Raw genomic sequence first — 19,104 nt, 5'->3', positions numbered from 1 at the left:
ATGTTGCGTGCAGTGGCGCGTGTCTGTGCCGTCCTCGTCGCGTCCTCAACCCCCGTCATCGCCGCCGACGCGCCGCCCGAGCCGGTGCCCTTCGGCGTCTCCTCCGCCGAGGTGGTGGCGGAGCGCGACGTGCCGCAGGCCTGCTTCACCTTCACCGACCGGCTGGAGAAGTCGCGCGCGGTGAACTACCGCGATTATGTGGAAGTGACTCCATCGGCTGGCGGGGCGGCTTTCGACGGAACCGCCGTCGCCCGCGACCGCACGCTCTGCGTCGAGGGGCTGAAGCACGGGCAGAGCTACCGCATCACCCTGCGCGACGGGCTGCCGGGCAGCGACGGGAAGCGCCTGCCCAACCCCGACGCGCGCGACATCGAGGTGCCGAACCGCAAGCCGGCGCTGGCCTTCCGCGGGGCGGGCTACATCCTGCCGCGTATCGGCGCCGACGGGCTGCCGCTGCGCTCCATCAACCTCGACCGGGCGAAGCTCCAGGTGCTGCGGATCAACGACCGCAGTCTGGTCGAGAAGATCTATTTCGGCCGCATCGGCCAGCAGATGTCCGACCACGAGGTCGGCGAGATCCTCGACCGCTCCGGCCAGGAGGTGTGGCGCGGGGAAATGGCGATCAGCAACAGCCGCAACCAGGCGGTGGTGACGCCCTTTCCGATCGACGCCGTCCTGGGCCGGCTGGAGCCCGGCGTCTACATCGCCGTGGCCAGCACCGAGGACATCAAGCCCGGCGGCTGGGACCACAAGGCGACCCAGTGGTTCGTCGTCTCCGACCTCGGCCTGAACGCCATCACCGGTGAGGACGCGCTGGTCGTCTTCGCCCGCTCCGTCAAGGGCGCAACGCCCGAGGCCGGCGTCGAGCTGCGCCTGCTCGCCCGCAACAACGAGGAGCTTGGCAAGGCGCTGACCGGTGCGGACGGGCTGGCGCGCTTCGACCTCGCCGCCCTGCGCGCCGCCGGGCGTGAGCCGGTGCAGGCGCTGTTCGCCTACCGCGGGGCGGGGGATTTCGGATTCCTCGACCTCGTCACGCCGACGCTGGCCAACGCGCCGCCGGCGGCCGGGGCGCCGAACGCGGCGCCGGGCGGCGTCGCGGTGGCGGTCCCGGCGCGTCCGGTCCCAGGCCAGCCCGACGCCTTCCTTTACACCGAGCGCGGCATCTACCGCCCCGGCGAGACGGTGCATCTGGCGGCGCTGCTGCGCGACGCCGACGCCAAGCCGGTCACCGGCCGTCCCGTCACGCTGAAGATCCAGCGTCCGGACGGCTTCGAGGTGGATCGCCGTCCGCTCGCCGAATCCGGCGGCGGCAGCTTCGCCGCCCGCGTCGAGATCCCGGCCAACGCCATGACCGGCACCTGGGCCGTCACCGCCCACGGCGAGCCGGAGGCCGGGAGCCAGCCGAACAGCATGGGGCCGGTGCTGGGCCGCGCCGAGTTCCTGGTCGAGGACTTCGTGCCGCCGCGCCTTGAGGTTGCCCTGGCGGCCGAGGCGGCGGAGCTTCCGGCGGACGGCAAGACGACCCTGACCATTGACGGGCATTTCCTCTACGGCGCTCCGGCGGCGGGCCTGCCGGGCGAACTGGCGGTGACGCTGCGCGCCGCGGCGAATCCCTACCCGAACCTTCCCGGCTACCGCTTCGGCCTCACGCAGGAGGAGGTGAAGCCGCTGCGCGCCGACCTGCCGGGCTTCACGACCAACCGCAACGGGCAGGCCAAGGCCGATCTCGCGCTGCCCAAGGCGCCGGAGAGCACCAAGCCGCTGGAGGCGGTGGTCCGGGCCACCCTGCTCGACATCGGGGGCCGCTCGGTCAGCCGCGATCTGGTCCTGCCGGTGCGTCACCAGCCCTTCGCCGTCGGCATCCGCCCGCGCTTCGAGGGCGACGGGGTGCCGGAAGGCGCCACCGCCGGCTTCGACGTGGTCGCGGTTGGGCCGGACGGCCAGCCGATGGACAAGGAGGACCTCTCCTACGAGCTGTTCGAGGAGGAATACGATTACGCTTGGTTCGAGGCCAACGGGCGCTGGGACTACAAGGTCACGGTGCGCGACCAGCGGGTGACTGGCGGCACGCTCGCCGCCCAGGCGGCCAAGCCGGCTTCCGTGGAGGCCCCGGTGACCGCCGGCCGTTACCGGCTGGAGGTGTTCGACCCCAAGACCGGCGTGGCGAGCAGCCTGCGCTTCGCCGCCGGCTGGTGGATGACCCCGACCGCCGGCGAGCGTCCCGATCAGGTGGACGTGACCGTCATGCTGCCCGCCTACAAGGGCGGCGACACCGCCTGGGTCTATGTCAAGCCGCCCTACGACAGCGAGGTGCTGATCACCGTCGCCGACCGCAAGATCCGCGATGCCTCGACCCGCCGCATCGGGCCGGAGGGGGCCTTCCTGGAGATCCCCGTCGATCCGACCTGGACCGGCGGCGTCTATGTGCTGGCGACCGCCTTCGGCGCGCCGGACGCCGCGGGCGGCCCGTCGAAGGGCGTGGCGCGCCGCGCCGTCGGCCTGTCCTGGCTGGCGGTGGACGGGGACGAGCGGGCGCTGGACGTGCGCGTCGCCGCCCCGGCGCAGACCGAGCCCCGCCGCTCCGTCACCGCCGAGGTGGTGGTGGAGGGCGCGCCGGAGGGCCAACCGGCCTATGTGACGGTCGCCGCGGTTGACGATGCCGTGCTCCAGCTCACCGACCAGCATTCGCCAAATCCCATCGACCATTATCTGGGCAAGCGCCGCCTGGGCGTGGAACTGCGCGATTCCTTCGGGCGGCTGATCGATCCGGCAGTCCTCGACGCCACCCGCACGCGCCCCGGCGCCGCTCCGCGGCTGCGTCAGGTCGGCGTCACCGTTCCGCAGAAGTCGGAGCGCGTCGTCTCCCTGTTCTCCGGCGTGCTGACCGTGGGTCCGGAGGGCAAGGTGGCGGTGCCGCTGGACGTCCCCGATTTCCAGGGCCGGCTGCGCCTGATGGCCGTGGCCTGGAGCGGGGACAAGCTGGGCCGCTCCGAATCCTCCATGCTGGTCGCCGATCCGGTGCTGGCCGACCTGGGCCTGCCGCGCTTCCTGGCGCCGGGGGACCGGGCGGTGGTTCCGGTGACGCTCGACAACGTCGCCGGGCCGGCGGGCGCCTACAGCATCTCCCTGATCGCCAGCGGCGCGGTGTCGCTCGGTGAGGGCAACATCGCCGTGCCGGAGCTGGGCAAGGGCAAGCGGGCCACCGCCGGGCGGGTCCTGACCGCCAACGGCGTCGGCACCGGCCACATCGCGCTTGACGTGACCGGGCCGGACGGCCTGCGCATCACGCGCCAGTGGGAAATCCCGGTGCGTCCGGCCTCGCCGCTGGTCACCCGCCGCACCGCCTCCATGCTCGCCCCGGAGCGCAGCGTCGAGCTGCCCGCCGACCTGCTGAGCGGCCTGCGTCCGGAGACCGCGACGGCGGCCCTGTCGCTCGGCAACCTGCCGGACCTCGACATTCCCGGCCTGCTGACCGCGCTGGAGCGCGGCGGCCCCGGCGGGCTGGAGATGACCGCCAGCCGCGCGCTGCCCTTGCTGTCGCTGGGCGACGTGGCGGTGGCGCTGGGCGTCGCCTCGGACGAGCGGGTGAAGGCGCGGGTCCAGCGGTCGGTCGACCGGGTGCTGACCTTCCAGCGGATGGATGGCGCCTTCGCCGCCTGGTCGCCGAAGGGGGAGGCCGATTCCTGGTTGACCGCCTACGCGCTCGACTTCCTGGGCCGCGCCAAGGCCGCCGGCTACCGCGTGCCGGAGGGGCCGTATCGCAAGGGGCTGGACGGGCTGCGCGGCGCGCTCGACAACGCCTGGGTGGAGGCCGACGAGCAGCCGGCCCGCGCCTACGCGCTCTATGTGCTGGCCCGCGCCAAGATGATCGACGCCGGTGCGGTGCGCTACTTCCAGGAGACCTTCTGGGACAAGCTGCAGACCGACTTCGCCCGCGCCCAGGTCGCCACGGCCATCGCCGCGCTGGGTGACAAGGACCGTGCGGCGGAAGCCTTCGGCCGGCTGTCCGGCGCCCGCGTCGTGTCGGCCAGCCTGCGCGACTACGGCTCGTCCCTGCGCGACGAGGCCGGCGTAGTGGCGCTGATGGGCGAGAGCGGCGTGGTCGAGCGGGAGCGCCTGACCCAGGCGACCGAGCGCCTGTCCAAGACCTACGCCGCCGTCCGCACCACCGGCGTGCAGGAGCAGGCGTGGCTTCTCCAGGCGGCCAAGGCGCTGATCGACCGGGCGCCGTCGATGAAGATCGCCCAGAAGGACCAGCAAGGGGCCGATCAGGTCACCGAGGGGGCGAAGCCGCTGTTCCAGCGCATCGACCCGGCGGCCCCGCCGGCCATCCGCAACGCCGGGGGCGAGCCGCTGCGCCAGATCCTGTCGGTGTCCGGCCTCGCCGACGCGGCGCCAGGGGCGGAGGAGCAGGGCATGACCGTGACCCGCAGCCTGTTCGACATGACCGGCCGCCCCGCCGATCCGGGCGCCGTCCGTCCGAACGACCGGCTGGTGGTGATCCTGGAGGGCAGCGCCTCCGATCCGGTGGACCGGCAGGTTCTGGTGTCCGATCCGTTGCCCGCCGGCTTCGAGATCGAGGCCGCCCGCTTCGCCGGGGGCGGGGCGCCGCTGGGCGACCTGTCCTGGCTGGGCGAGCTGACCGCGCCGCGCGCCGTCGATTACCGCGACGACCGCTTCGTCGCCGCGCTCGACATGACGAAGCAGGCGCCGCGTTTCCGGCTAGTCTATCTGGTGCGCGCGGTGACGCCCGGCGACTACGCCCAGCCCGGCGCGACCGTGGAAGACCTCTACCGCCCGCACCAGTCGGCCCGCACCGCCGCGTCGCGCCTGCGCGTCCTGCCGGAGTAGGCGGACCGAACGAAGAAGCCCCATCGTCCGCCGTGCGCGGGCGATGGGGCTTTTCTTGTTTCCAAGCTGGGCCGTCCCAGTCCTGACCGGTGTCAGACGATCGTCTTGTGCTCGTTGTCGCGCTGTCGGGTGATGAGCATCAGGATCGCCACCACGACCGCGAAGAAGGCGGTCAGCGCCACGTAGAACAGCAACGCGACCCCGACCGTCAAAGTGCCGATCAGCACCATGGCGAGTATCCAGACGCCCAGCGATACGATGGCGCGCGACGACATCGGCTGTCCCAACCCTGTTTGCCGTTACTCCGGTTTGTCCTGCCCTGCGACCGGCCGTTGCGTCCGGCCTTCATGGCCCGGTTTCGTCGGCGGCTTTTTGTTGAATGCCCCGAGCCTGCCATAGCTGGGTAGGCGCACCGCCCGTGGCATGCTGTCACAGCGCGCCCGCGCCGCACCCCCGCCTTGGACATCGGAAAGAGAGCGGGCTGCCCGCTTGACAGCAAATGGCAAGCGCCTTACCTTTACGTAAACGTCAACCAATGACGATAAAGGGAAGGGTGGGGAATGTCGCAACCCGCAAGGTTGATGGGGTTGGGCGTGCGCGGCGACGACGGATTCGCCGCCGGCGCTGACGGTGCCGGGCGCTCCTTCGCCATCGGGGAACTGGCCGACGAATTCGGGCTGACCCACCGCACCATCCGCCATTACGAGGACGAGGGGCTGCTGGCGCCGCAGCGCGACGGCACCGTCCGGGTCTACAGCCACCGCGACCGTGCGCGCCTCGCGCTGATCTGCCGGGGCAAGCGGCTGGGCTTCAGCCTCGCCGAGATCAAGGAATTCCTCACCCTCTACGACGCGGATGAGATCCAGAAGGAGCAGATGCGCTTCATGCAGCGCATCGCCCGCCGCCGCATCGCCGACCTGGAACGGCAGCTTCAGGACGTCCAGCAGACGCTGGGCGAGCTGCGCATCATCGACACCCAGATCTCCGACCATTTCCGCAAGAACGGAATCACGGAGACGCACACCCCGGAGGACACGCAACCATGACCTCGGCGCCTTTGACCACGCCCGCCAACCCGGTCGTCATCGCCGGCTACGCCCGTTCCCCCTTCACTTTCGCCAACAAGGGCGAACTGGCGAAGGTCCGTCCCGACGACCTGCTGGCCCACGTCGTCGCGGCGCTGGTCGAGCGCACGGGCGTCAACCCGCAGGACATCGAGGATGTGGTCGTCGGCTGTGCCTTCCCCGAGGGCGAGCAGGGCATGAACATCGCCCGCACCGTGTCCTTCCTGGCCAAGCTGCCGCTGACCGCCGGGGCCACCACGATCAACCGCTATTGCGGCTCCTCCATGCAGGCGATCCATCAGGCGGCCGGCGCCATCCAGATGGGGGCGGGCGAGGTCTTCCTGTGCGGCGGCATCGAATCGATGAGCCGCGTCCCGATGATGGGCTACAACCCGCTGCCCCATCCGGGCCTGAAGGACCATTATCCGGAGGCCTACTGCTCGATGGGCGTCACGGCCGAGAATGTCGCCCGCCGTTACGAGATTTCCCGCGCCGACCAGGAGGCGATGGCCGCCGGGTCCCACGCCAAGGCCGCCGCGGCCCAGCAGGCCGGGCGCCTCGTCGAGGAGATCGTCGCCATTCAGACCGCCGCCGGCCTCGTGGAGCGCGACGGCTGCATCCGTCCCGGCACCAATGGCGAGACGCTGAGCGGCCTGAAGCCCGCCTTCCTGGCCGACGGTTCGGTCACCGCCGGCACCTCCTCCCCCCTGACGGACGGCGCCTCGGCGGTTCTGGTGACGACGGAGGCCTACGCCAAGGCCAACGGCCTGCCGATCCTCGCCCGCATCCGCTCGGTCGCGGTGGCTGGCTGCGCGCCGGAGGTGATGGGCCTCGGCCCGGTCCCGGCGGCGCAGAAGGCGCTGGCGCGCGCCGGCCTGTCCATCCGGGACATCGACGTGATCGAACTGAACGAGGCCTTCGCCGCCCAGGCCATCGCCTGCATGCGCGACCTCGACATCGACCCGGCCAAGGTGAACCTCGACGGCGGGGCCATCGCGCTCGGCCACCCGCTCGGCGCCACCGGCGCCCGCATCACCGGCAAGGCCGCGGCCCTGCTGAAGCGCGAGGGCAAGCAATTCGCGCTCGCCACCCAGTGCATCGGCGGCGGCCAGGGCATCGCCACGGTCCTGGAAGCGGTCTGACGGCGGCGGCACAGGGAGGCACCAACCATGCAGATCAAACGCGCCGCCGTGATCGGCTCCGGCGTGATGGGCAGCGGCATCGCCGCCCATTTCGCCAACGCCGGCATCCCCGTCGTCCTGCTCGACATCCCCGCCAAGGAGGATGACGACCGCAGCGCCATCGCCAAGGGGGCCGTCCAGAGGCTCCTGAAGACCGACCCCGCGCCCTTCATGCACCCGAAGAACGCCAAGCTGGTGACTCCGGGCAATCTGGAGGACGATCTTGCCCTGCTGGCCGACGTCGACTGGATCGTCGAGGCCATCGTCGAGAACCCGGCGGTCAAGGCCGACCTTTACCGCCGCATCGACCCGGTGCGCAAGGAAGGGTCCGTGGTGTCGTCGAACACCTCGACCATCCCGCTGGGCGTGCTGGTCGAGGGGCAGTCGGACGCCTTCAAGCGCGATTTCCTCATCACCCACTTCTTCAACCCGCCGCGCTACATGCGGCTTCTGGAGATCGTCGGTGGCGAGGCCACCCGGCCCGACGCGCTGGCCGCCGTCGCCGACGTCTGCGACCGCGCGCTGGGCAAGGGCGTGGTCCGCTGCAAGGACACGCCGGGCTTCATCGCCAACCGCATCGGCGTCTATTGGATCCAGACCGCGATCAACGCCGCCGTCGATCTCGGCCTGACGGTGGAGGAGGCCGACGCCATCGTCGGCCGTCCCATGGGCATCCCGAAGACCGGCGTGTTCGGTCTGGTCGATCTCGTCGGCCTCGATCTGATGCCGCACATCGCCAAGAGCCTGCTGGCGACCCTGCCGGAGAACGACCCCTACCGCGCCGCCTTCCGCGAGCACCCCGTCATCACGAAGATGATCGCCGAGGGTTACACGGGCCGCAAGGGCAAGGGCGGCTTCTACCGCCTGAACCGCGACGGCGGGGCCAAGGTCAAGGAAGCCATCGACCTGTCCACCGGCGCCTACCGCCGCTCCGACAAGCCGAAGCTGGAGAGCGTGTCTGCTGCCGGGCGCGACCTGCGGGCGCTGGCCGACTTCCCCGACAAGACCGGGCAGTATGCTCGCCGGGTGCTGGCCCACACGCTGGCCTACGCCGCGTCGCTGGTGCCGGAGATCGCCGACAGCATCGTCGCCGTCGATGAGGGCATGCGGCTCGGCTACAACTGGAAGCAGGGCCCGTTCGAGCTGATCGACCGGCTGGGCACCACCTGGTTCGCCGACCTCTGCCGCAGCGAGGGCATCCCCGTCCCGCCGCTGGTCGAGCAGGCCGCCGGGCGGCCCTTCTACCGGGTTGAGGACGGCAAGCTCCAGCATCTGACCACCGCCGGCCTCTACGACACCGTGGTGCGTCCCGATGGCGTTCTGCTGCTGTCCGACATCAAGCGGGCGTCGAAGCCGGTGTGGAAGAACGGCTCGGCCAGCCTGTGGGACATCGGCGACGGCGTGCTGTGCGTCGAATTCACCAGCAAGATGAACGCGCTGGACGGCGACGTCATGGCCGCCTACGGCAAGGCGATGAAGCTGATCGGCGATGGAAAGGGTGACTGGAAGGCGCTGGTCATCCACAACGAGTCCGACAATTTCTCGGTCGGCGCCAACCTCGGCCTCGCCCTGTTCGCGCTGAACGTCGGGCTGTGGCCGCAGATTGAGGAACTGGTGGAGGGCGGGCAGCGCGCCTACCGCGCCCTGAAATACGCCCCCTTCCCGGTGGTGTCGGCGCCCAGCGGCATGGCGCTCGGCGGCGGCTGTGAGATCCTGCTGCATTCCGACCATGTGCAGGCCCACGCCGAGACTTACATGGGGCTGGTCGAGGTCGGCGTCGGGCTGATCCCCGGCTGGGGCGGCTGCACGGAGATGCTGGCCCGCCACGCCGCCAACCCCCGCACGCCGAAGGGGCCGATGCCGCCGATCGCCGGAGCCTTCGAGACCATCAGCCTCGCCAAGGTCGCCAAGTCGGCGGCGGAGGCCAAGGACCTGCTGTACCTGCGCCCCGGCGACGGCATCACCATGAACCGCGACCGCCTGCTGGCCGACGCCAAGGCCAAGGCGCTGGAACTGGCCGCGAACTACACCCCGCCCGAGAAAGTCACCTACACGCTGCCCGGCCCCAACGGGCGAGCCGCGCTGGAGCTGTTCCTCGAAGGCTTCGCGCTCCAGGGCAAGGCGACGCCGCACGACATGGTCGTCTGCGGCAAGTTGGCCGAAATCCTGACCGGCGGGCCGAAGGCCGACGTCACCCAGCCGGTGACCGAGGACCAGATGCTGGCGCTGGAACGCCGGGCCTTCATGGAACTGGTGCGCACCGAGGGCACCATCGACCGGGTGGAGCACATGCTGACCACCGGCAAGCCGCTGCGGAACTGATGGGGGAGGACTGAGCAATGCCGATCTACAAGGCTCCGCTGGAGGATGTCCGCTTCGTCCTCGACGAGATCGTCGGGGCGGGGAAGCTGGCCGAACTGCCGGGTTACGAGGACGCCACCCCCGACCTGATCGCCCAGGTCCTGGAGGAGGGTGCCAAGCTGTGCGAGGAGGTCCTGTTCCCGCTGAACCAGTCGGGCGATGGCGAGGGCTGCAGCTTCGAGAACGGCGTGGTGCGCACGCCCAAGGGCTTCAAGGAGGCCTACGCCACCTACATCGAGGCGGGCTGGCAGGGGCTGTCCTGCGACCCGGCCTATGGCGGGCAGGGGCTGCCCAAGCTGGTCAACACCATGCTGGAGGAGTTCATCTGCTCCGCCAACCTCAGCTTCGGCATGTATCCCGGCCTGTCGCTGGGCGCCTACAACGCGCTCTCCACCTATGGGTCGGACCCATTGAAGCAGCGCTTCCTCGGCCGGCTGGTCGACGGCACCTGGGCGGGCACCATGTGCCTGACCGAGCCGCATTGCGGCACCGACCTGGGGCTGATCCGCACCAGGGCCGTCCCGCAGGAGGACGGCAGCCACAAGATCACCGGCACGAAGATCTTCATCTCCGCCGGCGAGCATGACCTGGCCGAGAACATCCTGCATCTGGTCTTGGCGCGCCTGCCCGACGCGCCGGCCGGGACGCGCGGCATCAGCCTGTTCCTGGTGCCAAAGTTCCTGCCCAACGAGGACGGCGGCGTCGGCCCGCGCAACGGCGTCGCCTGCGGCTCCATCGAGCACAAGATGGGCATCAAGGCGTCGGCGACCTGCGTCATGAACTTCGAGGACGCCACCGGCTGGCTGGTCGGCGAGCCGCACAAGGGCATGCGGGCGATGTTCGTGATGATGAACGCGGCCCGACTCGCCGTCGGCATCCAGGGTCTGGGGGTGGCCGAGGTCAGCTATCAGAACGCGGTGGCCTACGCCCGGGAACGGCTCCAGGGCCGCTCGCTGAAGGGCACGGCGCATCCCGACAAGCCGGCCGATCCGATCATCGTGCATCCCGACGTGCGGCGGAACCTGCTGACCGCCCGCGCCTACACCGAGGGCGCCCGCGCGCTCGGCGCCCTGGCCGGCTACAAGCTGGATGTGGCGGAGAAGCACGCCGACGAAAAGACGCGCAAGGAGGCGGACGAATTCGTCCAGCTCATGACGCCGATCGTCAAGGCGCTGTTCACAGACATCGGCTTCGAGTCGGCCAACATCGCGGTGCAGGTGCATGGCGGCCACGGCTTCATCTGGGAAACCGGCGTGGAGCAGTATGTCCGCGACGCTCGCATCTGTCAGATCTACGAGGGCACCAACGGCATCCAGGCGCTGGACCTCGTGGGGCGCAAGCTGCCGCAGGACATGGGCCGGCTGCTGCGCCGCTTCTTCCACCCCGTCGGCGCCGAGATCGAGGCCGACATGGAAAAGGAGGAACTGGCCGAGTTCGTCCTGCCGCTGGCGAAGGCCTTCGCCAAGCTTCAGCAGGCGACCGCCATCATCGCGCAGAAGGGGTTGAAGGACCCGGAGGAGGCGGGGGCCGCCGCCACCGACTATCTGCGCCTGTTCGGTCTGGTGGCGCTCGGCTGGATGTGGCTGAGGATGGTCAAGGCCGCCCAGGCGAAGCTGGCGGCAGGGGAGGGAAACGCGGCCTTCCTTGAGGCCAAGATCAGGACGGCCCGTTTCTACATGGCGAAACTGTTGCCGCAGACGAACGCGCTGTTCATCACCATCATGGCCGGGTCCAAGCCTCTGATGGAGATGGAAGAGACCGCCTTCTGAGGATCAGCCTTACGGGGTCTATGTCTTTGGTCCGGGATCGGTGTATGCTGCACCGGTTCCGACCTTTTCGTTTCGAGAGATGCGAAAGATAGAAAGTACGAAAACGACGGCTCTTTGTCATGATCAAGCCTATGGCTTGATACAATCGTGTTCACTTTCGTCATGGATGGACGACGCGCGAAATGGATATTGCTGTCGCTCGGTAATGCCATTGCTCAGAGCCTGTTATGTGACAAAGGTTAAATTCGGGTTGTCCAACCCCACCGAATCGTGGTACATCTGATGTGTCATTACCCGGCATAAGGACTTTCTACACCTTTTGGAATTGGGTCATATGATGCTTGAAAATGACCTTCATTTTTTCCGAAACTGAGGTTTGGAACACTGGCCTTGTGTCAGGGCTGTACGTTCGGACCATTGAAAGCACTGAGTACGGGGGCACCACCAGATGAAAATCCTGATCGGAGACGACCATGTGCTTTTCCGGGAGGGATTGCGCAGGCTGCTGGAGCAGCTGAAGGAGGGTGCCAGCTTTGAGGAAGCCAGCAACTTTGATGAGCTTCTGGAAAAGGCTGGCAAGGGCGAGACTTACGATCTCGTCCTGACCGATCTGCGCATGCCCGGTTGGCCTGGCTTCTCCGGCATCCAAGACCTGCGGGGAAAGCAGCCCGACTCCAAGGTCGTGGTCGTGTCGGCGTCCGAAGCGCATCACGACGTTCGCGACGCGCTGGAGCATGGCGCCGCAGGCTACATCCCGAAATCCTCCAGCGTGAAGATCATGCTCAGCGCGCTGGATCTCATCTTCTCCGGCGGTGTCTATGTGCCGCCGACCGTGCTGCGTGAATCCGGGGAAGCCGAGGTGCGCGTCGGCGCCATCCCGCCCAGCGACCCGCAGCTCGACCATCTGCTGACCCAGCGTCAGCGCGAGGTTCTGGACCGCCTGCGCGAAGGCAAGTCCAACAAGCAGATTGCCCACGAGTTGGGCCTGTCGGAAGGGACGGTGAAGATCCACATGACGGCGATCTTCAAGTCGTTGGGTGTGCGCAACCGCACCCAGGCCGCCATGGCCTTCCCGCAGTCGCACTCCGCCTGACCGTCAAACCGGATCGTTTGGCGGCTCGACCTTTGGAAACGCCCGCGGGACCGTCCGCGGGCGTTTTCGTTCATGGGGTGGCGGGGGTGGCTCAGCCCATCCCGGCGACGTAGCCGCGCAGGGACTCGACCTCCAGCTCCGCGTCGTCCAGCCGCGCCTTCACGATATCGCCGATGCTGACCAGCCCGACGAGTTCGCCGTCCTCCAGGATCGGCAGATGGCGGATTCGGCGCTGCGTCATCACGCCCATGATCTGGGACACCGTGTCGGCCGGGCTTCCGGTGACGAGGTCGCGGGTCATCAGGTCGCCGACGGGCCGCTCCAGGGCGGCGGCACCGTCCGCAGCCACGGCGCGGACGATGTCGCGTTCCGACAGGATTCCGGCGGGCCGGCCGTCATCCCGCATCACCAGGACGGCGCCGATTTTGTGATGGGCGAGCTTGCGGGCGACCGCATCGATCCGGTCCTCCGGATTGGCGGTGATGATCTCCGTGCCCTTCCTTTTCAAGACGGCGGCAATGTGCATGGCTGTGCTTCCTCCCGCGCGGATTCACGAAAGGGAATGCTCACCCACTGTCGCTGCTCGAGGAAGTCGCAAAAAGGAACAGGCCGGATACCCCTTTCGGGGTAGCCGGCCTGAATTCCGTGGCCTCGCGAGGCCTCCCGTGGGGGAGGCCGCGGAGACGCCGATTAGAAGCGATAGCCGACGCCGATGCCGATCAGCCACGGATCGATCTTGACGTCCGAGGTGACCGGAACGCCGCTGACGTTGGCGGTCACGTCGGTCTTCAGGAAGATCTTCTTGACGTCGAGGTTCAGAGACCAGTTGCCAGTCAGGGCGACGTCGACACCAGCCTGCAGGGCCCAGCCGAAGCGGTTCTTGTAGTCGACCGTGTTGGTCGTGAAGCCGTCCGCGTTGGTGCTCCGGGCAGCGGTCTCGTCGTAGAACCAGGTGTAGTTGATGCCGGCGCCGACGTACGGGCTGACACGCTCCTTCGTGAAGAAGTGGTACTGGGCGGTCAGGGTCGGCGGCAGGAGCGAGACCTTGCCCACGTCGATGTCGTGGCCGGTGATCAGCGAACCGGAGACCTTGTGACGCGTGGTGCCGGCGATCAGCTCCAGGGCGATGTTGTCGGTGATGAAGTAAGAGACGTCGAGTTCGGGGATGTAATCGTTCTCGATGTCCACGCTGCCGATGTTGCTGCCGCCGAACGGACCGCCGCCGATCAGGTCACCATTTTCCTGCGGGATCACGGCCAGGGCGCGCGCGCGCACCAGGATGTCACCGGCGGACTTGCCCTTGAAATCCTGGGCCAGCGACGGGGAGGAAACGGCGGCAAGAGCCGTGGTCGCCAGCAGGGCGGCGGCGGCGCGCTTCAGGAAAGTCATGGGATTCGCTCCAGGGCAGAATTAGCTGATGTCGTTTTTTTGGCTTAATGCCTGGAGATGTATTACCAGAGTTTTTCTAGGGTTGCTATGCCGCCTCAACCAAAACGTCATAGTGAGGCGGCTTTGCAACAGCGACGAGTTGTCGCATGGACTGGAACTCTTAACGCGCTGGGGCCATGGAGGGTTGTGGGGACTGTGAGGGGACTTGCCCCAGGCAGTTCTGTACGATCACGTAGCACTGGCCGAGTCGGCTTCCGCCGCTGGACGACCCGCCATAGACGATGCGCTCCACCGCGCCATTGCGCAGGGTGAAGGTCGCATCGCAGTCGACGCTTCTCACATCATAGCCGTAGCCGCCCCAGGCGCCATAGGGGTAGCCCCAGTAGCCGCCGTAGCCACCCCAGGTCGGGTAGGAATACAGCCGGTTGCTGCGGTAGGTGAAGAATTCCAGGTCCCCGGCGGTGGCCTGCCGTTCGGGAACGCCGGCGCAGGACAGCAGCGTCTGCTTCGGCATGCCGATCAGCGCGTTCTGCGCGACCATCGCCTGATCGGCGGCCGGATTGGCGCAGCCGCCCAGAAGGCCGGCGGCCAGAAGAGCCGCACCGAAACCGATCCTCGTCATCGTTCCGCGCATCGCCGTGTCTCCCGTCAGGGGCGCCGCAGCCGGGCCGGCGCCAGATCCTCCGCACGCACGCCGAGCGCCGCAACCTCCGGCGGCAGGCCGTGTCCGGTCGCCAGGGCCGCCGCGGTGCGGCCCATGGCCGGCGCCGTCTGGATGCCGTAGCCGCCCTGGCCGGCCAGCCAGAAGAAGCCGTCCGCGGACTCGTCGTAGCCCACCACCATCACCTTGTCGGCGACGAAGCTGCGCAGGCCCGCCCATTTGTGCGTGATACGTCGAACGGAAAAGCGCACCGCCTGTTCCATACGGTCGATGGCGACGGCGATGTCCATCTCCTCCGGTTGCACGTCGCAGGGTTCCACGGGCGTCTCGTCAGCGGGGGAGAGCAGCAGACGGCCCGATTCCGGTTTCATGTAGAACTGTTCGTCCACGTCGATGGTCATCGGCCAGCCGGCGAGTCCCGCCCCATCCGCCGGGTCGGCGGACACGGGATCGGCGAACACCGGATCAAAGGTGATGGCGGTGCGCCGCTTCGGCACCAGCCCGACGGGGCGCACCCCGGCCATGCCCGCCAGAACGTCGGCCCAGGCACCCGCCGCGTTGACCAGCACCGGAGCGGCGAAATCGCCCGCCGGGGTGGTGGCGATCCACAGCCCGTCGCGCCGTTCCAGCGCCGTCACCCCGGCGTCGGTCACCAGCCGCCCGCCGCGCGCCTTCAGCCCGCGCAGATAACCGCTGTGGATGGCGTGGACGTCCATGTCCATGGCCGCCGGCTCCCACACCGCGCCATCCACGTAATCGGCCTTGAGGAAAGGCGCGCGGGCAAGAGTCTGGGCGCGGTCGAGGCGCTCCACGGTCGGGGTCAGCCGACGGCCCTCGGCGAAGTCGCGGTCCAGCGCGGCGGTCTGGTCGGCCCGCCCGATCAGCAGGACGCCGCGCGGAGTCAGGAGAGGATGTTCCGAAAAGCCGTCCGGCGGGTTGATGTAGAAATCCCAGCTCGCCACCGTCAGCGCGCGGACCACCGGGTGCCCGTAGGTCTGGGTGTAGAGCGCCGCCGACCGGCCGGTGGAGTGGTAGCCGGGCTGGCTCTCCCGCTCCAGCACGGCGACGCTGCCGTGCGCCGCCAGTTCGTAGGCCGCCGAGGCGCCGGCCATGCCGCCGCCGACGATCAGGAAATCCACCCGCTCCACGTCCATTCTCCCTTTCCGGCGACCGGCCGGTCATTCATCCGCCTTATCTTAGGCGCCCGGGAGGACGGAATGAAGCCGTGAAAGCCCGCGAATGGCAATTGGAGCCGGTTACGCCGCCCCGCGCAGCTCCTCGGCCTTCTGCAGGTCCACGCTGACCAGTTGCGAGACGCCCCGCTCGACCATCGTCACGCCGAACAGCCGATCCACCCGGGCCATGGTCAGACGGTGGTGGGTGATGATGAGGAAGCGAGTGTTGCCCTCCCGCGCGATGTCCTCGACCAGATCGCAGAAGCGGCCGACATTCGCTTCGTCCAGCGGCGCGTCCACCTCGTCCAGCACGCAGATCGGGGCGGGGTTGGAGCGGAAGACGGCGAACAGCAGCGACAGCGCGGTCAGGGCCTGCTCGCCGCCGGACAGCAGCGACAGCACCTGCAGCTTCTTGCCCGGCGGGCTGGCGTAGATCTCCAATCCGGCCTGCAGCGGGTCCTCGGCGTTGACCAGCTCCAGATGCGCCTTGCCGCCGCCGAACAGGCGGATGAACAGCTCCTGGAAATTGCGGTTCACCGTGTCGAAGGAAGCGACCAGACGCTCCCGCGCCTCGCGGTTCAGGCTGGCGATGCCCTGGCGCAGGCGGGCGATGGCGCTGACCAGATCCTCGCGCTCGGTCTGCAGTGTGCCGATCTGCGTTTCCAGCTCCGCCGCCTCGATCTCGGCGCGCAGATTGACAGGCCCCATGTTCTCCCGCTCGCGGGTCAGCTTGTCGAGGCGCGATTCCACGACGGCCACGTCGGGCATCGCCTCGTCGGGGGGCAGATCGGCGGCGGCGCGGGTCTGCTCGGGGCGGCAGTTCAGCCGTTCGGCGATGCGCTCCGTCAGGGTCTGGCCGTTCTGCAGCGCAGCGGAGACAGCAGCCTCGGCGTGGGCGCGGGCCTCGCGGGCGTCGGCCAGACCGGATTCGGCCTGCTTCAGCAACTTCTCGGTCTCGGCCAACCGGTTCTCCGCCTCGGCCAGGGCGTCGGCGGCGCGCTTGCGAGCGCGCTCGGCCTCGCTGATCCGGCCGAGCAGCGCCTGCCGGTCGGCCTCGATCGCAGCCGGGCGGCTTTGCAACTGGGCGAGGTCCGACTCGGCGGCGGCGGCGCGCTCCTTCAACTCGGCCACACGACCACCCGCCCCGGCGGAGCGGGTGCCCCAGGAGGCGACGTCCTGCTGGATGGCGGCCAGACGCTGGCGGCGGGACTGCGCCTCGCGGGTCAGGCGGTCCAGCGCGTTCTGCTTCTCGGCGAGGACGGCGCGATGCTCAGCGAGCGTGGCGCGGCGGTCGTTGACGGCGTCGCGGCCCTCGCGCGGGTCGGGCAGGGCGTCCAGCAGCTCCCGCGCCTCCTCCAGAGCGGCCTCGGCCTCCTGCCGGTCGGGTCTCCAGCCGCGCGATGCCGTCGACCACCGCCGCCAGCTTCGACGCGGCGGCGGCGGCGTCGCGGGCCAGCTTGGCGTGGCGGTCGCGGGCTGCGGTCACCCCGGCGAAGGCGTCACGCACCGCGTCGCGGGCGCGGCGGTCGGCCTGTGCGGCCTCCTCGACGGCGCGCTTGGCCTCGTCCAGGGCGTCGCGGGCCACCTCCAGCCGCTCGTCGGCGAGGTCCAACTCGCCGCGCAGCTCGTTCAGGCGGTTGCGCTGCTTCAGGCGGACGGCGGCGGCGGTCGGGGCGCCGGCCTGAACGGTCAACCCGTCCCAGCGCCACGCTCCCCCGTCGCGGCTGACCAGGGTCTGGCCGGGGGCGAGGCCGGCGGCCAGGGCCGCACCCGCCGCGTCGTCGGCGACCACGCCGATGTGCGACAGGGCGCGGGCGGCCGCCGCCGGTCCCTGGACGCGGGCGGCCAGCGGCTCCGCCCCTGAAGGCAGGGGAGCGGCGTCGGTGTAGGGCGGCAGGGGATGCCAGTGGACCGGGGCGGCCTCGTCCAGCGGGGCGGTCAGCGCATCGCCCAGCGCCGCCGCCAACGCGCCCTCATAGCCGGGGGCGACGGTCACCGCGTCGACCAGCGGCGGGAAGAGGTCCCCCGCTCCGGCGGACAGCAGCTCGGCCAGCGCCTTCTCCTCCGCCTTCAGCTTGGCGCGGGCGGACTCGGCGGTTTGCAGGGCTTCGCGGGCGCGGGCCTGGGCGGGTTCGGCGTCGGTCTTGGCCCGCTCGGCCCGCTCGGCGGTCTCGCGGGCGTCCTCCAGCCGCTGTTCGGCCAGCTCGACGGCCAGTTCGGACTCGGCCACGTCGGCACGGGCGGCGATCTCGCGCTCCAGCGCGTCGCGCTGCGCCTGCTGCTCGGCGAGGCGTTTGGCGAGCCCGGCAGCGCGTGTTTCAAAATCAGCGACCTGCCGCTGGGTGGCGGCGCGGCGGGCCTCGCCGGCGGCGGTCTGCTCGGTCAGGCGGGTCAGCTCGCGGTCGAGCGCGTCCACCGCCTCCCGCGCGTCGGCCAGCGCGTCGCGCGCGGCCTCCTCCAGCATCTCCTCGTCGGCCTGGGCTTCGAGGAGCCGGTCGCGCTCGGCCTCCAGCCGGGCCAGGGCGTCGCTGGCGTCGGCGGCCAGAGCCTCCTCGCGGCCGAGGTCGCCGGCGATCTGCTGAAGGCGGGAGAGCAGGGCGCGCTGCTGCTCGGCGACCCGCTTCTCCTCGGCGTCGAGCTGTTCCTTGGCGATGACCAGCCGTTGCAGGGCGGCGGCGGCGGCCGCTTCGGCCTGACGCTTTTCCGGCAACCCGGCGGCGTCATCGGTGCGGCGGGTGGTCAATTGGGTGACCGCCAGCATCAATTCCCGCACCGCGCCCTCGGCCTTGGCGAAGGCGCCGCGGGCGCGGGCCAGCTCGCCTTCATGGGCGATCCAGCGCAGGTGCCAGAGCACCGCCTCCGCCTTGCGGATCTGTTCCGACAGGTTGCGGTAGCGGGCAGCCTGCCGGGCCTGCTTCTTCAGGCTTTGAAGCTGGGTGTCCATGGCCCCGATCACGTCGTCGAGGCGCATGAGGTTGGCTTCGGCCGCCCGCAGCCGCAGCTCCGCCTCGTGCCGGCGGGAGTGCAGGCCGGTGATGCCCGCCGCCTCCTCCAGCAGCACGCGGCGGTCCTGCGGCTTGGCGTTGATGATCTGGCCGACCTTGCCCTGGCTGACCAGCGCCGGGGAGGCGGCGCCCGAGGCGTTGTCGGCGAAGAGGAGCTGGACGTCGCGGGCGCGCACCAGCTTGCCGTTGATGCGGTAATCGGAGCCGTTGCCGCGCTCGATCCGCCGCGTCACCTCCAGCTCGTCGTGCTCGTTGAAGCCGGCGGGGGCGGTGCGCGTGCGGTTGTCGATGAGGAGGGCGACCTCGCCCAGATTGCGCGCCGGACGATTGGCCGTGCCGCCGAAGATGACGTCGTCCATGTCGTCGCCGCGCATGCGCTTGGCGGAGGTTTCCCCCATCACCCAGCGCAGCGCCTCCACCAGATTCGACTTGCCACAGCCGTTGGGGCCGACGATGCCGGTCATGCCCGGCTCGATCACCAGATCGGTGGCGTCGACGAACGACTTGAAGCCGGACAGGCGGAGGCGCGTGAAGTGCACGGGATCGAAGCCTTCT

The 19,104-nt window shown here is 69.6% G+C and carries 11 protein-coding genes and 1 pseudogene; 6 read left to right on the top strand and 6 right to left on the bottom strand.

What is annotated here, in order from left to right:
* Positions 1-4,851, top strand: coding sequence for an alpha-2-macroglobulin family protein (locus ABAZ39_RS21740; protein ID WP_040134882.1), 4,851 nt, complete (start codon positions 1-3; stop codon positions 4,849-4,851).
* Positions 4,852-4,943: 92 nt separating this feature from the next.
* Here the strand turns inward: ABAZ39_RS21740 and ABAZ39_RS21735 are convergent, their stop codons facing one another.
* The gene (locus tag ABAZ39_RS21735; protein WP_040134880.1) at positions 4,944-5,126 is read right to left on the bottom strand and encodes a hypothetical protein; all 183 of its coding nucleotides are present in this window, start codon (positions 5,124-5,126) and stop codon (positions 4,944-4,946) included.
* Positions 5,127-5,411: 285 nt separating this feature from the next.
* On the opposite strand from ABAZ39_RS21735, the gene ABAZ39_RS21730 reads away from it, so the two are divergent.
* The 5 genes from ABAZ39_RS21730 to ABAZ39_RS21710 all read left to right on the top strand — a co-directional run bounded on the left by ABAZ39_RS21730 (position 5,412) and on the right by ABAZ39_RS21710 (position 12,319).
* A complete protein-coding gene (locus ABAZ39_RS21730; protein WP_040134878.1) occupies positions 5,412-5,897 on the top strand; it encodes a MerR family transcriptional regulator in 486 nt (161 codons plus the stop codon).
* Positions 5,894-7,057 carry a thiolase family protein gene (locus ABAZ39_RS21725; RefSeq protein ID WP_051658339.1) on the top strand — a complete coding sequence of 388 codons (1,164 nt, stop codon included), beginning with the start codon at positions 5,894-5,896 and terminating at the stop codon, positions 7,055-7,057. Before ABAZ39_RS21730 ends, ABAZ39_RS21725 begins: the two co-directional genes overlap by 4 nt.
* A 27-nt stretch (positions 7,058-7,084) precedes the next feature.
* Positions 7,085-9,418 (top strand): 3-hydroxyacyl-CoA dehydrogenase/enoyl-CoA hydratase family protein, encoded by a 2,334-nt coding sequence (locus ABAZ39_RS21720; protein ID WP_040134875.1) that lies wholly within the window; start codon positions 7,085-7,087, stop codon positions 9,416-9,418.
* A gap of 17 nt (positions 9,419-9,435) precedes the next feature.
* Positions 9,436-11,226 carry an acyl-CoA dehydrogenase C-terminal domain-containing protein gene (locus ABAZ39_RS21715; RefSeq protein WP_040134873.1) on the top strand — a complete coding sequence of 597 codons (1,791 nt, stop codon included), beginning with the start codon at positions 9,436-9,438 and terminating at the stop codon, positions 11,224-11,226.
* 448 nt (positions 11,227-11,674) lie between these two features.
* Entirely contained in the window at positions 11,675-12,319 is a 645-nt protein-coding gene (locus ABAZ39_RS21710; protein ID WP_014198344.1) for a response regulator, read from the top strand.
* 91 nt (positions 12,320-12,410) lie between these two features.
* On the opposite strand, the gene ABAZ39_RS21705 is transcribed toward ABAZ39_RS21710, so the two are convergent.
* The 5 genes and pseudogenes from ABAZ39_RS21705 to ABAZ39_RS21685 form a co-directional block, all read right to left on the bottom strand.
* A complete protein-coding gene (locus ABAZ39_RS21705) occupies positions 12,411-12,845 on the bottom strand; it encodes a CBS domain-containing protein (protein ID WP_040134871.1) in 435 nt (144 codons plus the stop codon).
* 164 nt (positions 12,846-13,009) lie between these two features.
* On the bottom strand, positions 13,010-13,708 hold the full coding sequence (locus ABAZ39_RS21700; protein ID WP_014198347.1) for an OmpW/AlkL family protein: 699 nt from the start codon (positions 13,706-13,708) through the stop codon (positions 13,010-13,012).
* A gap of 160 nt (positions 13,709-13,868) precedes the next feature.
* Positions 13,869-14,330: a hypothetical protein gene (locus ABAZ39_RS21695; protein ID WP_247881681.1), complete on the bottom strand. Its 462-nt coding sequence runs from the start codon at positions 14,328-14,330 to the stop codon at positions 13,869-13,871.
* A gap of 26 nt (positions 14,331-14,356) precedes the next feature.
* Positions 14,357-15,523, bottom strand: coding sequence for an NAD(P)/FAD-dependent oxidoreductase (locus ABAZ39_RS21690; protein WP_040134867.1), 1,167 nt, complete (start codon positions 15,521-15,523; stop codon positions 14,357-14,359).
* Between the two features lie 102 nt (positions 15,524-15,625).
* A pseudogene (locus ABAZ39_RS21685) lies at positions 15,626-19,088 on the bottom strand (chromosome segregation SMC family protein).
* Positions 19,089-19,104: the final 16 nt, after the last annotated feature.

Origin of the sequence: Azospirillum argentinense, assembly GCF_000632475.1 — a bacterium.
Classification (GTDB): domain Bacteria; phylum Pseudomonadota; class Alphaproteobacteria; order Azospirillales; family Azospirillaceae; genus Azospirillum; species Azospirillum baldaniorum.
This window is presented reverse-complemented; position numbering and strand designations above follow the sequence as displayed.

Coding starts and splice junctions, on each gene's coding strand:
- ABAZ39_RS21740 (WP_040134882.1), top strand. CDS start 1: ATGTTGCGTGCAGTGGCGCGTGTCTGTGCCGTCCTCGTCGCGTCCTCA.
- ABAZ39_RS21735 (WP_040134880.1), bottom strand. CDS start 5,126: ATGTCGTCGCGCGCCATCGTATCGCTGGGCGTCTGGATACTCGCCATG.
- ABAZ39_RS21730 (WP_040134878.1), top strand. CDS start 5,412: ATGTCGCAACCCGCAAGGTTGATGGGGTTGGGCGTGCGCGGCGACGAC.
- ABAZ39_RS21725 (WP_051658339.1), top strand. CDS start 5,894: ATGACCTCGGCGCCTTTGACCACGCCCGCCAACCCGGTCGTCATCGCC.
- ABAZ39_RS21720 (WP_040134875.1), top strand. CDS start 7,085: ATGCAGATCAAACGCGCCGCCGTGATCGGCTCCGGCGTGATGGGCAGC.
- ABAZ39_RS21715 (WP_040134873.1), top strand. CDS start 9,436: ATGCCGATCTACAAGGCTCCGCTGGAGGATGTCCGCTTCGTCCTCGAC.
- ABAZ39_RS21710 (WP_014198344.1), top strand. CDS start 11,675: ATGAAAATCCTGATCGGAGACGACCATGTGCTTTTCCGGGAGGGATTG.
- ABAZ39_RS21705 (WP_040134871.1), bottom strand. CDS start 12,845: ATGCACATTGCCGCCGTCTTGAAAAGGAAGGGCACGGAGATCATCACC.
- ABAZ39_RS21700 (WP_014198347.1), bottom strand. CDS start 13,708: ATGACTTTCCTGAAGCGCGCCGCCGCCGCCCTGCTGGCGACCACGGCT.
- ABAZ39_RS21695 (WP_247881681.1), bottom strand. CDS start 14,330: ATGACGAGGATCGGTTTCGGTGCGGCTCTTCTGGCCGCCGGCCTTCTG.
- ABAZ39_RS21690 (WP_040134867.1), bottom strand. CDS start 15,523: ATGGACGTGGAGCGGGTGGATTTCCTGATCGTCGGCGGCGGCATGGCC.